Origin of the sequence: Martinezella lusitana, assembly GCF_010668395.1 — a bacterium.
In the GTDB taxonomy this organism is placed as follows: domain Bacteria; phylum Pseudomonadota; class Alphaproteobacteria; order Rhizobiales; family Rhizobiaceae; genus Rhizobium; species Rhizobium lusitanum_A.
Genome location: NZ_WUEY01000004.1, coordinates 374,816 through 390,864 on the forward strand (window position 1 = coordinate 374,816; position 16,049 = coordinate 390,864).

Consider the following 16,049-nt stretch of genomic DNA (forward strand, 5'->3'; position numbering starts at 1 on the left):
CCGAGTGAGTGGCGGGATGAGCGAAGTCATAGCGCATATGAGCAGCGAAGCAAACCGGATGCTGAAGCGACAGGCGCAATGCCTGCCGATCAGGCAGAATTTTCAGAATTGCCTAATTATTTTGCACTGCAATAAAATGCTTGACATTTGTGCAATGCGATAGCAGTATCCGGCTACAGTCTTTTGACTGTAAATACCCTCCTTGGGTGTTTCCTCCCTAGACTTAGCCGCGCCACGAGCGCGGTTCTTTTTTGGCCGGATCGGCGATTTTCGCGGGAAGCCGCGCTCACTACGGCATTGTGGAGCGCACCTTCGTTTTCAGAAAATCGAGAACATCGACCTTCTCCGTCTGGATGGGCAGCGTCATGAGCTGGTTGATAGCCGTAAATATCATCCAGTGGGTCGGCCGCTCCCAGATCTCGATAACGGTGGACCAAGGAATTTTCGCCGATCCCAGATCAGACGCGACGTCAAACCCCTCGTCATAAAAAACAAACGTCGCCTGTCGGGTCTGCATTCGGTGGAATTTCCCGACAGTATTGCGGTAATGCGCAATCCACGCGACGAGAATCATAGCGGGATAGAGAAGAACAAGGCCGCCGAAGACACCGGTCAGCCATCCGGCATCACCGCTCCAAAGCTGCCAAAGAAACAGCGCAACCATTGCAATTTCCGCGACCCAGAGACGCTTCTGATTGGCAATCAGCCGCCGCCAGACAAAAGTCCTCACGGCATCGCGTACGATTTCTTCTGTATAGGTGACGGTGATAGTCTGATGCATGGCCCATCTACTGCGTTCAGCCTATCGCCAAGCTTTGGATTTCCGCATCATCCATAGGCAGATTTAACTTGCTGATGCATCCTCTGGCGAGCCGAACGGCACGGTCACTCCGCCGCCAGCGCCGGATCGCCCGTATAGGATTCCACATGCTCGGCCATGCGCTTCATGAACAACGTGATGGCAGCGGCGACCGTGTCGAAATCCGGACGTTTTTCGAGCGTCGTTTCATCGACATAGAGCGAACGATTGACCTCGATCTGCAGGGCATGCAGCCCGCGCGAGGGGCGGCCATAATGCTCGGTGATGAAGCCACCGGCATAGGGCTTGTTGCGCACGGCGTTGAAGCCGAGTTCCTCGAGGATCTGCATGGCGGCGCGCGAAAGCTCGGCCGAGGCGCTGGTGCCGTAGCGATCGCCGAGAATGAAATCCGGTCGGGCATTGCTGCCCGCGATACGGATATTGCCCGGCATGGAATGACAATCGACCAGCACGCCGAAACCGAACTTGACATGGGTGCGCGCGATCAGCCGCCGAAGCGTGGCATGATAGGGCTTGTAGATGGTGTCGATGCGCTTCAACGCATCCTCCACCGGCACGCGGCGCGCGTAAATCTCCATGTTCTCCGCGACGATTCGCGGAATGGTGCCGAGCCCGCCGGCCACGCGCAGAGAATTGATGTTCGCATAGGGCGGCAACGCCCCGTCGAACATGCGCGGATCGAGCTCGTAGGGCTCGCGGTTCACATCGATGTAGGCGCGCGGAAAGTTGGCAAGCAGCAACGGCGCGCCGAGCGAGCTTGCGGCCGAAAAAAGCTCGTCGACGTAATGGTCTTCCGAGCGCCGGATGGCGATGCCCTGAAGGCGGGACTGCGCGATGAAATCCGGGGGATAGACGCGACCACTATGAGGCGAGCTGTAGACAAACGGTATCGTCTGGGAGGCGGGCTCCAATACCTCGAAAATCTCGAAACTACGCATTTCCGCCGACATCAACGTCTTTACCATGCCAACAACTTGTCGCAGTAATCATGTTGCCAGTTGCATGACCGCAAGTCCATAGTAACTTGAACGAAATGGCCTTAATCCAAAGCGCCGTAATCGAAATCTCCGGATGCCCGGCCAGCGGAAGCGCAAGGCGTTTTCGTGGAAAGTAACTATGCCTCGAACAAATGCTGGAATGGCGCGTTTTGGCTGTCCATTCACAGCTTGTTTACGGCGTGGCGCTAACCTAAACGCTGGACGAGTCCAACAAGACAAAGTTGATTAGCGAAAAGATGATGACCCAGAAGATACTTCTTGCCGAAGACGACAACGACATGCGTCGCTTTCTCGTGAAAGCACTCGAAAAAGCCGGCTACAAGGTCTTGTCCTTTGACAATGGAGCAAGCGCTTACGATCGGCTGCGGGAAGAGCCGTTCTCGCTGCTTTTGACTGACATCGTCATGCCGGAGATGGATGGCATCGAGCTGGCCCGCCGCGCCACCGAGCTCGATCCGGACCTCAAGGTGATGTTCATCACCGGCTTTGCGGCCGTCGCGCTGAACCCTGATTCGAAGGCGCCGAAGGATGCAAAGGTCCTTTCCAAGCCCTTCCACCTTCGCGAACTCGTTGACGAGGTCAACAAACTCCTTGCCGCGTAGGGCTTTCGGCGGCCTCGTCACAAAACCGAAAAAAGCCTATTGACGGCCACCAAGGTTTTGTGATCTATGCGCCGCCATCGGATGGGCGTGTAGCTCAGCGGGAGAGCACTACGTTGACATCGTAGGGGTCACAGGTTCAATCCCTGTCACGCCCACCATCCTAATTCGCTGAAAAGCAAGGCCTTTCGAGAAATCGAAAGGCCTTTTCAGTTTCATATCGATCTGTGGAACGTCACGTTTGCCTTGAACCGGATTGTCCTAAAGGCTCACCGGGAGCCAAGGCGAATTGCAGGCGGTCAGCGATCCAGAAAATGCCGGAAGACTGCCGTCGTCGGATAGGCGTAGACGCCACGATCGACAAAGCCGTGGCGGTAGAGGCAATCCCTCAGCGCCAGCCAGTAGAAAGTGCTGTTCGGATCCGGCGACCCCCGATGCCAGGAATAGGCTTCCGGCTCGCAATAATTGAGAGCCCTGTCATATCTTGCCAGCACCACCGGATCGCTGTCGGCACGAATGCCCTGGTAAGTCTGATAGTTTGAAGGCGCCTCACCTGCGGAGACGCATGCCAGGCTCAAAATCGCCCCCAGCGCTAACATCATTCTCATGTGCTTCGATCTCCAACTTGCCGCGTCCCGAAAATTCGAGCGCAGGTCGAGAATAATCGCCTTTTGGGCGATAGCCAATCACATGCTGATGTTCGTGGGGATTGCGCGCTGCGCGAAGCCTGCGACACAAGTTCCCGCCACAAGCCGCTTGACTTCCGGCCGCGCCGTCATCCTACTGTCACATCAGCGCATCGATCATACGGGAGGACGAGATGACGGTGATGAAGCGGCAGTTCTACAAGAACCACAAGCCCAATGGCGACGAATACATGTTCCACCTCGCCCGCGACACTGAAAGCGGCGAAGTCTTCGTCATCCGCCAGGCGGACTATACCGTCGACGGCGGCAGCGAAAAAACCATGACCCTTTACGAATTCCTCGCCGGCGGCGGCAACCGCCAGAATGCCCTGCTGCAACTGATCGGCTCCCTCGTCCCGGAAGCCGCGCCACACTGAAGGATCTCGCGCAAAAGCGTGCAGCGGTTCCGTGATAGCGATATCGCGAACCATCGGCCTGAAGCGCGATGAGCTGATTCGAAAGATCGGAATGCGCTTCAGGCCTGCGTGCCCGCTTCGGGTTGACTGCCACATTTGGATCGGCGAATCTGCAGGGGCTTGAAAGGAGCCCCTCTTATGCGATTCGCAGGCATTGCTTTTGGATTAACCGTATTGACGGCAACGTCGGCCGGCGCTGTGGAAAATTTTCCGTCGCAAGGCGTCACCGTCGTCAGTGGAAAATGTTCCAAACTCGTGGTCGGCAAGCTCGATGCCTCCAAGGGGTGCAAGGCCGAAATCGCCAGCGTGACGACCCCTGACGGCACGGTGACCTTCATCTTCACCTCCGGCGGCAAGATGCTCGGCTTCCAGGGCAACGGCAAGGGCATCAAGCCAGGCAGCCAGAAGGGAACCGCGCAGCTGCCGATCGATATCATCTCGACGGGTGCCGGCAACAAGATGGCCGGCCGGGTGGAAGCCAAGGGCACCTGCACGTTCGCCAATCCCTACGCGGGCAAGCCGATCGCCATTGAATGCTCGGCTAAATCGACCGAAATGAGCTTCAACGGCAACTTCACCTCCGACGGCAAGGCGCCCCGACACAAGTGAGCGGCGTCCCTGGCCTGACTTGCGGCCGGACTAGTGCCGCCGGCCGCTCTTCTGCTTGTGGCCGTGGTTGGCATCGGCCGGCGCTTCGCGCGAAAGGTCCGCGCCATTGACGTGGGCCGGGACGTGAACATCCTCATGCGTCACGGGATGCAGCGTCAGGTCCACCTGATGCGGCGGCAGGACCTGGGCCTGCCGAAGCGTGTTCGGCCGGGCCTTTTTCTGCCGCTCCGTCAGTTCCGGCTTTTCCGATTGTTCTTTGCGGTGAATGGGGTTCGGGCTCATGGGAGCTGCTCCTGTCGGTCGTTGTCGTTGAAACACTAGATCCGCTCTAGGATCCGCTTGGCGGGCGGCACAAACATGCCTCAAGGGCAAACGCCGCCTTTTCCGTTTGGTTCCCGGAATTCTCAATTATCGGGAGTAGCCGCCGCGGCCGCCATTTCAACTCTTGACCTGCGTCGCGACTTCACTAACTATGAGCCATCTCCGCGCCTCTCTGACATCGGCGACGGATTGAACTTTGGTGCCGGGCCCCTCTGGCGAGAGTTTTCACGGCGCTCTCGCGATGTCGGTACCGCCTGCAGATTAGCCGGCGGATTTTTTTCCATGATCAGTCTGACCATGCCTCACCCGCATGCCGTCTTCGGTATGCGGCCATGCGCGCGACCCGGATATAGTCACTCCTCTTGCAACGAGGTGCGCCCATGACACCGGCCCCTGCCTCCAGATCCGTGCTCGGCTATTTCGGCTGGGCGTTTGCCGTCACCATCGGCGGCCTTGCCCTCGGCGCCCTCCTGGGCTGGAACACCACCGGCACCTTCGGCGGCCTCGCCACGGCCTTCTTCATCTGCGCGGTCCTGGCCGTCCTGGAGATTTCGCTCTCCTTCGACAACGCCATCGTCAATGCCAACAAGCTCAAGGAAATGACCCCAGTCTGGCAGCATCGCTTCCTGACGTGGGGCATCATCATCGCCGTCTTCGGCATGCGCATCGTCTTCCCGCTGATGATCGTCGCCGTCGCCGCCTGGATCAATCCCTGGGAGGCATTGAAGCTTGCCGCCGCCGAGCCGGAGCAATATGCGCAGATCATGCGGGCGGCACATCTGCCCATCGCCGCCTTCGGCGGCACGTTCCTGATGATGGTCGGCCTGACCTATTTCTTCAATCAGGAGAAGGATGTGCACTGGATCGGCTTCATCGAGAAGCGCATGGCGCATTTTGCCACCGTCAAGGGTGTTGAAATCGCCTTCGTGCTGATCCTCGTTCTCGTCTTCAGCTCCCTGCTCGACGGCGATGATTCGACGACGTTCCTGCACGCCTCCATCTACGGTCTGCTGACCTTCCTGCTGGTGGAGGTCCTGGCCGGGTTTCTGGATGCGTCGCAAAAGACGATGAGCGCTGCGGCAAAGGGCGGCTTCGGCGCCTTTCTCTATCTCGAAATCCTCGACGCCAGCTTCTCCTTCGATGGCGTCATCGGCGCTTTCGCCCTGACGCAGAACCTGTTCATCATCGCCATCGGCCTCGGCATCGGCGCCATGTATGTCCGCTCCATGACGATCATGCTGGTGGAAAAGGGCACGCTCGCCCACTACCGCTATCTCGAACATGGTGCCTTCTACGCCATATTGATCCTGTCGATGATCATGTACGTGCAGACGCTCATGCATATTCCGGAAGTCATCACCGGCCTCGGCGGCGCGGCCCTGATCGGCATCTCTCTCTGGTCGTCGATCCGCTACAACAGGCGCAATAACCTCGCTCCTGCATCGGCAAACGACGAGCACGACAGGGCGGAAGCCTAGGCAGACGAGTTGCGATCATCGCAATTCGCGGCCGAGCCGTGACGCATGCAAGACGGAAGCCGCTTACGACGGCTTCCGTTTTTGATTCGGGAAGACGTCTTCGGCGGACTTTCTTCGGACTTTCCAAACCAAGGTCGCCGAATGTTTACGATCTCGACGCATTGACGCTGGTGCTTTAAGAAAAAATATCGCAATGGCGATGAAAGTTGTCGAAGGAGCGTAAGCGAAAGCGCAATGGTTGCGCATCGTCGAGACGGCTCCCGAATGAGACGCTCAGGGGAGGCAAAACATGGCGGCAAGGATCGTTCCGGTGATCATGGCAGGCGGCAAGGGAACGCGACTGTGGCCGCTATCGCGCGCTTCCGCCCCGAAGCAGTTCATTCAGTTCATCGGCGACAGGACGCTGTTTCAGAATACGCTGGAGCGTGTGGCCGATCCGGAGCTTTACGAGGCGCCTATCGTCCTGACCAACGAGGAATTCCGCTTCCTCGTTGCGGAACAGGCGCGCGAACTGGGCCTGAAGCTTGCCGCCGTGCTGTTGGAACCGGTCGCACGCAACACCGCCGCCGCCGTTGCCGCCGCCGCGACACTCGTTTCCGAACTTTTCGGCAAGGACGCGATCATGCACGTCCTCGGCTCCGATTACGAGATCGACGCCAGCGCGACCTATTACGACTGCGTGCGCCTGGCGCGCGATACGGCGCACCATGGCAAGCTCGTCACCTTCGGTATCACGCCGACGGAGCCTGCCACCGGCTACGGCTATATCGAAAGCGGCAAGGCGCTCTCGACCGGCGCCCATGCCGTCAAGCGCTTCGTCGAGAAGCCCGCGCTCGAAAAGGCCGAAGAGATGGTCGCAAGCGGCGGCTTCTATTGGAACTCGGGCATGTTCATGTTCTCGGCAAGCCAGCTTCTCTCCGAGATGAAGGAGTTTGCGCCGGACGTCGAAAAAGCCGCCAGCAAGGCCGTCTCCAAATCGACGCGCGATCTCGATTTCACCCGCCTCGACGCCGACAATTTCGCAAAGAGCCCGGACATTTCCATCGACTATGCCCTGATGGAAAAAACGGCGAATGCCGCCGTCGTTCCCTCGCCTTTCACCTGGTCCGACCTCGGCAGCTGGGATGCGGTTTGGAAAGTCGGCAAGCGCGATGAAAGCGGCAACGTCTCGGCCGGCTCCGCGACCCTGGTCAACACGAAGAATTCGCTCGTCATGAGCCACAGTCTCCACGTCGCCGTTCAGGGGCTCGAGGATGTCGCCGTCATCGCCAGCGAGGATGCCGTCTACGTCGGCCCCTTAAGCGAAAGCCAGGAAGTCGGCAAGCTCGTCAAGCTGCTGGCGAGCCAGAAGGCGACGGCCAAGCTCACCGAAACGCATCCGACATCCTATCGCCCGTGGGGCGGCTATACGTCGGTGCTGAACGGCGAGCGCTTCCAGGTCAAGCGCATCTTCGTGCTGCCCGGCAAGAAACTGTCGCTGCAGAAGCATCATCATCGCTCCGAACACTGGATCGTCGTCAAGGGCACGGCCGAGGTGACGGTTGGCGAGAATGTGCAGATGCTGCGCGAAAACGAGTCGATCTATATCCCGCTCGGCGAAGTGCACCGCCTGTCCAATCCGGGCAAGATCCTGCTGGAGCTCATCGAGGTGCAGACGGGCTCCTATCTCGGCGAGGACGATATCATCCGTCTCGTCGACGAGTTCGGCAGAAGCTGAGCCGAAGTAAAGCAATAGAGTTTTCAAAAACGGCGGGTAAAACCCGCCGTTTCTGTTTCCGGACTACATGGCAGGAGATGACGAAGCAAAGAGAGACGCCTTGCTTTCTTTCGCTGCATTGCACACACTGCCCATGGGAACAGCAATCACCGCACAACGATGCGGGCAAGGCGAAGAGACATATGGCGATCAAGGCGAGCATCTATCATCTCACCCATTACAAATACGACAATCCGGTCCGCCTCGGCCCCCAGATCATCCGCCTGAAACCCGCCTCGCATTCCAAGACCCGTGTGCTGAGCCACTCGCTGAAGGTCACCCCCTCCAATCATTTCGTGAACCTGCAGCAGGATCCCTACGGCAACTATCTCGCCCGTTTCGTCTTTCCCGATCCGGTGACCGAGCTGAAGATCGAGGTCGATCTGGTCGCCGACATGACGGTTTACAATCCCTTCGACTTCTTCGTCGAAGAGGAAGCCACCAAATGGCCCTTCGACTATCCCGAGACCATCCGCGAGGATCTGTCGATTTACATGACGCCGGAAGAAACCGGCCCACGGCTGAAAGCCTTTCTCGACACGCTCGACCGTTCCGAGCAGCCAACCGTCGACATGATCGTCGGTATCAATGCACGGCTGCAGCAGGAGATCGGCTACGTCATCCGCCTGGAAACCGGTGTGCAGACGCCGGAGGAAACGCTTGAAAGAGCCAAAGGGTCTTGTCGCGACACCAGCTGGCTGTTCGTCCAGATCCTGCGTCATCTCGGTCTCGCCGCACGCTTCGTCTCGGGCTATCTCATCCAGCTCACGCCGGATCTGAAGGCGCTCGACGGCCCCTCCGGCACCGAAGTCGATTTCACCGATCTCCATGCCTGGGCCGAGGTCTATCTTCCCGGAGCCGGCTGGGTCGGCCTTGATCCGACCTCGGGCCTTCTGACCGGCGAAAGCCATATTCCACTCGCCGCCACGCCGCATTACCGCAACGCCGCGCCGATCTCGGGCGGCTATTTCGGCGAAGCCAGGACCGAATTCGACTTCAAGATGACGGTCACCCGCGTCGCCGAACATCCGCGCATCACCAAGCCCTTCTCCGACGAAAGCTGGGAGGCGCTGAACGCGCTCGGCATGGAGGTCGATCGCATCCTGCAAGCCAATGACGTGCGCCTGACCATGGGCGGCGAGCCGACTTTCATCTCGATCGACGATTTCCAATCGGAAGAATGGAACACGGCCGCCGTCGGTCCGACCAAGCGCGACAGGGCCGATCAGCTGATCCGCCGCCTGCGCGATCGCTTCGCGCCCGGCGGCTTCCTGCATTATGGTCAGGGCAAATGGTATCCGGGCGAAAGCCTGCCGCGCTGGACCTTCTCGCTTTACTGGCGCAAGGACGGCAGGCCCGTCTGGCAAAACCCGGCTCTGATCGCCGAGGAAACCGCAAAAACCGGCGCGAACGACGAGGACGCCGGAAGGCTTCTGGCCGCGATTGCCAGCGAACTGGCGATCGAGCCCGACATGGTGCAGCCGGCCTACGAGGATCCGGCCGAATGGATCGTCAAGGAAGGCAGCCTTCCCGAAAACGTCGATCCATCCAATTCGAAACTGAAGGACCCCGAGGAGCGCAGCCGCATCGCCCGCGTTTTCGAGCGCGGCCTGACGACACCGACCGGCTATATATTGCCCGTACAGGCATGGAACGCCCGCGCCGGCCGCACGCGCTGGGTCAGCGAAAAGTGGCGCACCCGCCGCGGCAAGATTTTCCTTGTGCCGGGTGATTCGCCGGTCGGCTATCGCCTGCCGCTCGGCACGCTGCCCTATGTGCCGCCGTCACGCTATCCCTATATCCATACCGCCGACCCCACCATTCCGCGCACGCCTTTGCCCGACGTCATCGTGCCGGCTGGCCGCGCCATGCCGGAAGCCTCGTTCCAGGCGGATGAAAGCGCGCAATCGCGTGTCGAACAGACGCTCGGCGAAATCGGCGGCGCCGTGCGCACGGCAATCTCCGTCGAGCCGCGTGATGGCCGGCTCTGCGTGTTCATGCCCCCGGTCGAACAGATCGAACACTATCTCGAACTACTGGCGGCGGCCGAGAATGCTGCAGCCGAGCTTGGCCTTCCGGTCCATATCGAGGGCTATTCGCCGCCGCAGGACGAGCGCATCAACGTCATCCGCGTCGCGCCGGATCCCGGCGTGATCGAGGTCAACATCCACCCGGCATCGAACTGGCAGGACTGCGTCGATATCACGACAGCGGTTTACGAAGAGGCGCGGCAGACGCGGCTCGGCACCGACAAGTTCCTGATCGACGGTCGTCACACCGGAACCGGTGGCGGCAACCATGTCGTCGTCGGCGGCGCCAATCCGAACGACAGCCCGTTCCTGCGCCGTCCCGACCTGCTGAAGAGCCTGGTGCTGCACTGGCAGCGCCATCCTTCTCTCTCCTACCTCTTTTCCGGCCTGTTCGTCGGCCCGACCAGCCAGGCGCCGCGCATCGACGAAGCCCGTCATGACAGCCTCTACGAGCTGGAAATCGCCATCGCCCAGGTGCCGGCTCCCGGCGGGGGGCAACCGCCGCTGCCATGGCTGGTGGATCGCCTCTTCCGTAACCTTCTGACCGACGTCACCGGCAACACCCACCGCTCAGAAATCTGCATCGACAAGCTTTTCTCGCCGGATGGACCGACGGGACGCCTCGGCCTGGTCGAATTCCGCGGCTTCGAAATGCCGCCGAATGCCCGCATGAGTCTTGCCCAGCAGTTGCTGGTGCGCGCGCTCGTCGCCCGCTTCTGGCGCAACCCCATCGATGGCGGGTTCGTGCGCTGGGGCACGACCCTGCACGATCGCTTCATGCTGCCGCATCACATCTGGCAGGACTTCCTCGACGTGCTTGCCGATCTCCGCGAAAACGGCTTCGATCTGCGGCCGGAGTGGTTCCAGGCACAGCTCGAATTCCGTTTTCCCTTCTGCGGAGAGGTGGAATACGAGGGCAACAAGCTGGAACTGCGCCAGGCACTCGAACCATGGCATGTGATGGGCGAAGAAGGCGCGGTCGGCGGCACGGTGCGTTATGTCGATTCGTCGGTGGAGCGGCTGCAGGTGCGGATCGAATCGGCCAATCCATCGCGCTACACGGTTGCCTGCAATGGCCGCCCCTTGCCGCTGACGCCGACGGGCTTGTCAGGCGTTTCCGTCGCCGGCGTGCGCTACAAGGCATGGCATCCGGCGTCGGGCCTGCATCCCGTCCTGCCCATCGATACGCCGCTGACCCTGGACGTCTACGATAGATGGTCACGGCGCTCGATCGGCGGCTGCATCTACCATGTTGCCCATCCCGGCGGCCGGAACTACGACACTTTCCCGGTCAACGGCAACGAGGCGGAAGCGCGACGTCTTGCGCGATTCGAACCTTGGGGGCATACAGCAGGTAGCTACGCCCTGAGACCGGAGGCCACGTCGGCGGAATTCCCGCTGACCCTCGACCTCAGGCGACCGGCGGGAATTTGAGACGGAACTAACTTTACATGGGTAGAAAACCGGCGACGGAACGGCGGGACAGCGTAAAGACCGGGGTCGGCAAGGATCCGGCCTTTGCCTATCGTCCTTTGCCGGGTATCGCCGACGAAATGGTCGACAATGACGGGACCGTCCGTCCGGTCTGGCAAAACCTGTTGTCGGCGCTGTCGCGCATGTCGGAACCGGAGCTGGTGGAGCGCTTCGCGCGCGCCGACCGTTACCTGCGGGACGCGGGCGTTTTCTATCGAGCCTATGGAACCACGGGCGCCAGCGAACGCGGCTGGCCGATCTCGCATATTCCCGTGCTCATCGACGAGCGCGAATGGCAATCGCTTTCCGAGGGCCTGCGCCAGCGCGCCGATCTGCTCGAAGCGGTCATTGCCGACATCTACGGCGATAGCCGGCTGGTGAGCGAAGGGCTGCTGCCGCCTGCATTGATCGCGGCCAATCCGGAGTTCCTGCGTCCACTCGTCGGCGTCAAGCCCGCAAGCGGTCACTATCTGCATTTCCTGGCTTTCGAAGTCGGCCGTGGACCGGACGGTAACTGGTGGGTGCTGGCGGACCGCGCGCAGGCGCCGTCAGGCGCCGGCTTCGCACTGGAAACCCGCGTCGCCACGACCCGCGCCTTCTCCGACATCTATGCCGAAACCAAGGTCCATCGCCTCGCCTCCTTCTTCGGCGCCTTTCGCGATGCACTGCTCGGCGGCAAGCGCAGCGGCGAAGGACGCGTCGCCGTGCTGACGCCGGGGCCGGCCAATGAGACCTATTACGAGCACGCCTATATCGCCCGCTATCTCGGCTTCATGCTGCTGGAGGGCGAAGACATCACCGTGGTCAACGATCAACTGATGGTGCGCACCGTCGCGGGCCTGCGGCCGATCAGCGTGCTCTGGCGCCGCCTCGACGCCTCCTACGCCGATCCGCTGGAACTCAACCAGCAATCCCATATCGGCACGCCGGGCCTGGTCGAGGCATTGCGGGCGCAGACGGTGACCATCGTCAATGCGCTCGGCTCCGGCATCCTCGAGACGCGCGCCCTGCTTGCCTTCATGCCCACCATCTGTCGGCATCTGCGCGGCGAGGAACTGAAGCTGCCGTCGATCGCGACCTGGTGGTGCGGCCAGAAGAGCGAGCGCGAGCATGTCGCCGCCAACATCGAGAAGATGGTCATCGGCCCGGCCTATTCCTGCATGCCCTTCTTCGACGACAGCGGCCAGTCCGTGCTGGGCTCGACGTTGCGCAGCACCGCTCGCGATTCGATCGCCGACTGGCTGACGACGGAGGGCCAGAAGCTTGTCGGCCAGGAGGTCGTCACGCTTTCCACCACACCGGCCTGGGTCAACGGCAAGCTGACGCCGCGGCCGATGAGCCTGCGCGTCTTCGCCGCCCGCACCGAAAACGGCTGGCAGATCATGCCCGGCGGCTTTGCACGCATCGGCAGCGGCGACGACGTCGCGGCCATTGCCATGCAGTCGGGCGGCTCGGCCGCCGATGTCTGGATCGTTTCCGACAAGCCCGTCGAAGCGCATACGCTGCTGCCGGCCGAAGAAACCTTCACCCGCAACATGCCGGGCAGCCTGCCGAGCCGCGCGGCCGACAACCTCTTCTGGCTTGGCCGCTATATCGAGCGCGCCGAAGGCGCTTTGCGCATCCTGCGCGCCTGGCATGGGCGTTTCGCCGAGGCGGCCGACCCGAGCCAGCCGCTGCTTGCCGACGTCACGGATTATCTCGCCGCCATCGACATCGACACCAAGCAGGCCGTGCCGGAAAACCTGCTGCGCAACATCGACAGCGCCGTCTATTCGGCCAGCAACATCCGCGATCGCTTTTCTCCGGACGGCTGGCTCGCCCTGAACGACCTCGCCACCACCGCGCGCCGCTTCAAGGAAAGGGTTAAGCGTGGCGACGACGCCAGCCATGCCATGACGATCCTTTTGCGCAAGCTTGCAGGCTTTGCCGGTCTGGTGCACGAAAACATGTATCGCTTCACCGGCTGGCGTTTCCTGTCGCTCGGACGCTACATCGAACGCGGCCTGCACATGACGCGGCTGCTCGGCCACATGTCAGGCCCCGATGCGCCTGATGGAGCGCTCGACATGCTTCTGGAAATCGGCGACAGCGTCATGACCCATCGCCGCCGCTACAACGTCAATACCGCCCGCCTGACGGTGACGGACCTCCTCGCGCTCGACCCCCTCAACCCGCGCTCGATCCTCTTTCAGATGAACGAGATCCACCGCGAGGTCGAGCAACTGCCGAACGCCTTCGTCAACGGCCAGATGTCGCCCTTCTACCGCGAGGCCATGCGCCTGCATTCGGGGCTGGCCGTCATGACGCCGGAAACGATGACCGTCGAGGTCTATCAGCAGTTGGCGCGCGAATTGGAGCGGCTTTCCGACCTGCTGGCGCGCACCTATCTCGGATGACGTGATGCTTTACGATCTCTCGCTTCACATGGGCTATATCTACGACGTGCCGGCAAGCGGCGCGCGCCATATTCTGCGCGTCATGCCACTCTCCCTGCCCCATCGGCAGCGGCTGATCGCCGGTTCGGTGAAAGTGACCCCAGGCCCGGACGAGCAATCGAATTTCACCGACTTCTTCCAGCATCCGGCAACCTCGATCCTGGTGCGTGATCCGCATGAAAGGCTCGACATCCGCATGCAGGCGCGCGTGCAGGTGGAAAGCCAGCCGGTGGCGGCCGATTTCTCGCCGGTGCTTGCCAAGTTGCCCGAGGAAATCAGCGACTGCTGGTCGATCGATCCCTCGTCGCCCCATCATTTTATCGGCAGCAGCCCGCGCCTGCCCGAAACAGGCGAAATTGCCGACTATGCCCGGCGATGGAAGGCCACGAATCTGACGACGCTGCAGATCGCGCATGCGGCCTGCGCACAGATACACAAGGATTTCACCTACGATCCCAAGGCGACGACGGTCGACACCACGCCCAAGGAGGCCTTTCGCCTCAAGCGCGGCGTATGCCAGGATTTTTCGCATGTGATGATTATCGCGCTTCGCAGCCTCGGCATCCCCGCCGGCTATGTCAGCGGCTTCCTGCGCACCATCCCGCCACCCGGCAAGGAACGGCTCGAAGGCGCCGACGCCATGCATGCCTGGGTGCGCGTCTGGTGTGGCGAGACGGCGGGCTGGATCGAGCTTGATCCGACCAACAACATCCCCGCCGGCACGGATCACATCGTCGTCGCCTATGGCCGCGATTATTCCGACGTCGCGCCGGTCATCGGCGTGCTCAAGAGCTACGGCAACCAGAAGACTGTCCAAGCCGTTGATGTTATTCCTCTAAAATAGCAAAGTTTGAAATAGTAGAAATTCAGCTCAAATTGAGACCGATCAAACAATTTGTTAAAAAACAACCGGTCGCATAAACGTTCAACTAATGTTTGTAATTGATAGTCCCGCCATTCTTGAGGTTTCACTCTTTCCAATAGGCGGACATGATGATTGCCGGCTCCGATTTACTTCGCGCACTAAAGCAACTTCTACGTGATAGAGCCGGAAATTTTGGCATCCTGACGGCGATTTCGATACCCGTACTGGCAGCCGCGAGCGGCATTGCCATCGACGTTACCAACATGTCGCTGTCTCACAGCCAGCTCCAGGAGGCGACGGACGCCGCCGCGCTTGCCACGGCGACAGCGCTTGCCGACGGCAGCGTCACAACGACGACGGCAAAGGACTTCGGCAATAATTTCGTGCTCGGCCAGATGTCGAATTACCTGTCGGGAGATACCACGACGGCGAATGCGCTGAAAAGCGGGACCAACACGGTCGTAACAAAAACGACCGATTCCTCGGGGAATTCAGGCTATTCCGTCGTGATAAATGCATCGTATTCGATGCCCGTGAACAGTATGACGCGCCTGCTTGGCCAAAGTTCGATGAATATTTCGACGTCGAGTACCTCGATCAGCGGAAAAACTTCTGAAACCCAGAAAAATGCCCTGTCTATGTATTTCGTTCTCGATCGCTCCGGATCCATGGACGAGGCCACAGATACGGTTAACGCCGAACAACCAACGGTTTGCACAAAAACGAGGCAGGACGGGACGTGCAAAACGACCGCGACCAATTATTACACCAAAATGGAATCGCTGAAGATTGCTACGTCCAATCTTTCCTCCCAGTTGAACAGCGCCGATCCGAATATGATGTATGTGCGCACGGGCGCGGTGTCCTATAATTCCGCCGCCCAAAGCGCTTCATCGCTTACGTGGGGCACAAGCGGCATCAAAAGCTATGTCAATAACCTGACATCAAGCGGCTCCACCAATTCGGCCCCCGCTTTTAAGATCGCGGTCGATGCGTTGACGAAACCATCGACAACCGCCGGACTGACGGATGAGCAGCAGCAGCATAAAACCAAGAGCGGCGTCACAAATCCGACCATGTACATCGTTTTCATGACGGACGGTGATAACAATGTGGCAAACGCCGACACGGATACGAAAACCCAGTGCGATAAAGCACGTAGCAATGGAATCCACGTCTACACAATTGCCTTCATGGCACCGGCAAATGGTCAGGCATTGCTGAAGTATTGCGCTACCTCACCCTCCGACTACTTCACCCCGCAGAGCGCCGCAGATCTCTTCAAGGCGTTCACGACAATCGCCACGGAAACATCAAAGCAAATGACGCTCCTGACCAAGTGACCGCCGGCGTTTGGCGCCCGGCAACCGCAGGTCGATGCAAAAGAAAAAGCCGCGCGATGCGAGTATCGCGCGGCTTTTTCTTTTATCGGTGCGCGAATAAAAGCCCGAAACACCATCGGAATCAAGTCTTTTCCCGTGAACGGCAAACCTTTCGCGGCTATTTTCGCATCTGCCCAACTCGCTTGTTGCAACTGCTTTACATCAATGCGTAAACTGATAG

Annotated in this window: 13 protein-coding genes and 1 tRNA gene; 10 read left to right on the plus strand and 4 right to left on the minus strand. The window is 60.2% G+C overall.

Annotated elements, in window-relative coordinates:
• Positions 1-289: 289 nt before the first annotated feature.
• Positions 290-781 (minus strand): YcxB family protein, encoded by a 492-nt coding sequence (locus GR212_RS11865; RefSeq protein ID WP_163986753.1) that lies wholly within the window; start codon positions 779-781, stop codon positions 290-292.
• A 104-nt stretch (positions 782-885) separates the two neighbouring features.
• A complete protein-coding gene (locus tag GR212_RS11870) occupies positions 886-1,785 on the minus strand; it encodes an N-formylglutamate amidohydrolase (RefSeq protein ID WP_246725740.1) in 900 nt (299 codons plus the stop codon).
• A gap of 272 nt (positions 1,786-2,057) precedes the next feature.
• Between GR212_RS11870 and cpdR1 the strand changes: the two genes are divergently transcribed.
• Positions 2,058-2,420, plus strand: a complete 363-nt coding sequence (gene cpdR1 / locus GR212_RS11875; RefSeq protein ID WP_004117561.1) for a response regulator CpdR1 — start codon at positions 2,058-2,060, stop codon at positions 2,418-2,420.
• 83 nt (positions 2,421-2,503) lie between these two features.
• Positions 2,504-2,578: transfer RNA gene (locus tag GR212_RS11880), tRNA-Val, on the plus strand.
• A 138-nt stretch (positions 2,579-2,716) separates the two neighbouring features.
• Here the strand turns inward: GR212_RS11880 and GR212_RS11885 are convergent.
• The gene (locus GR212_RS11885; protein WP_163986755.1) at positions 2,717-3,025 is read right to left on the minus strand and encodes a hypothetical protein; all 309 of its coding nucleotides are present in this window, start codon (positions 3,023-3,025) and stop codon (positions 2,717-2,719) included.
• Between the two features lie 212 nt (positions 3,026-3,237).
• On the opposite strand from GR212_RS11885, the gene GR212_RS11890 reads away from it, so the two are divergent.
• A complete protein-coding gene (locus GR212_RS11890) occupies positions 3,238-3,480 on the plus strand; it encodes a hypothetical protein (protein ID WP_163986757.1) in 243 nt (80 codons plus the stop codon).
• Between the two features lie 177 nt (positions 3,481-3,657).
• Entirely contained in the window at positions 3,658-4,128 is a 471-nt protein-coding gene (locus GR212_RS11895) for a hypothetical protein (RefSeq protein WP_163986759.1), read from the plus strand.
• 30 nt (positions 4,129-4,158) lie between these two features.
• Here the strand turns inward: GR212_RS11895 and GR212_RS11900 are convergent, their stop codons facing one another.
• On the minus strand, positions 4,159-4,410 hold the full coding sequence (locus GR212_RS11900) for a hypothetical protein (protein ID WP_163986761.1): 252 nt from the start codon (positions 4,408-4,410) through the stop codon (positions 4,159-4,161).
• Between the two features lie 419 nt (positions 4,411-4,829).
• Here GR212_RS11900 and GR212_RS11905 point away from each other — a divergent pair, with 419 nt between their 5' ends.
• The 6 genes from GR212_RS11905 (at position 4,830) to GR212_RS11930 (ending at position 15,829) form a co-directional block, all read left to right on the plus strand.
• Positions 4,830-5,927 (plus strand): DUF475 domain-containing protein, encoded by a 1,098-nt coding sequence (locus GR212_RS11905; protein WP_163986763.1) that lies wholly within the window; start codon positions 4,830-4,832, stop codon positions 5,925-5,927.
• Positions 5,928-6,216: 289 nt separating this feature from the next.
• A complete protein-coding gene (locus tag GR212_RS11910) occupies positions 6,217-7,644 on the plus strand; it encodes a mannose-1-phosphate guanylyltransferase/mannose-6-phosphate isomerase (RefSeq protein WP_163986765.1) in 1,428 nt (475 codons plus the stop codon).
• 182 nt (positions 7,645-7,826) lie between these two features.
• On the plus strand, positions 7,827-11,147 hold the full coding sequence (locus GR212_RS11915) for a DUF2126 domain-containing protein (protein WP_163986767.1): 3,321 nt from the start codon (positions 7,827-7,829) through the stop codon (positions 11,145-11,147).
• A 17-nt stretch (positions 11,148-11,164) separates the two neighbouring features.
• Positions 11,165-13,582 carry a circularly permuted type 2 ATP-grasp protein gene (locus GR212_RS11920; RefSeq protein WP_163986769.1) on the plus strand — a complete coding sequence of 806 codons (2,418 nt, stop codon included), beginning with the start codon at positions 11,165-11,167 and terminating at the stop codon, positions 13,580-13,582.
• A gap of 4 nt (positions 13,583-13,586) precedes the next feature.
• Positions 13,587-14,465: a transglutaminase family protein gene (locus GR212_RS11925; protein WP_163986771.1), complete on the plus strand. Its 879-nt coding sequence runs from the start codon at positions 13,587-13,589 to the stop codon at positions 14,463-14,465.
• 146 nt (positions 14,466-14,611) lie between these two features.
• Positions 14,612-15,829, plus strand: coding sequence for a vWA domain-containing protein (locus GR212_RS11930; protein ID WP_246725741.1), 1,218 nt, complete (start codon positions 14,612-14,614; stop codon positions 15,827-15,829).
• Positions 15,830-16,049: the final 220 nt, after the last annotated feature.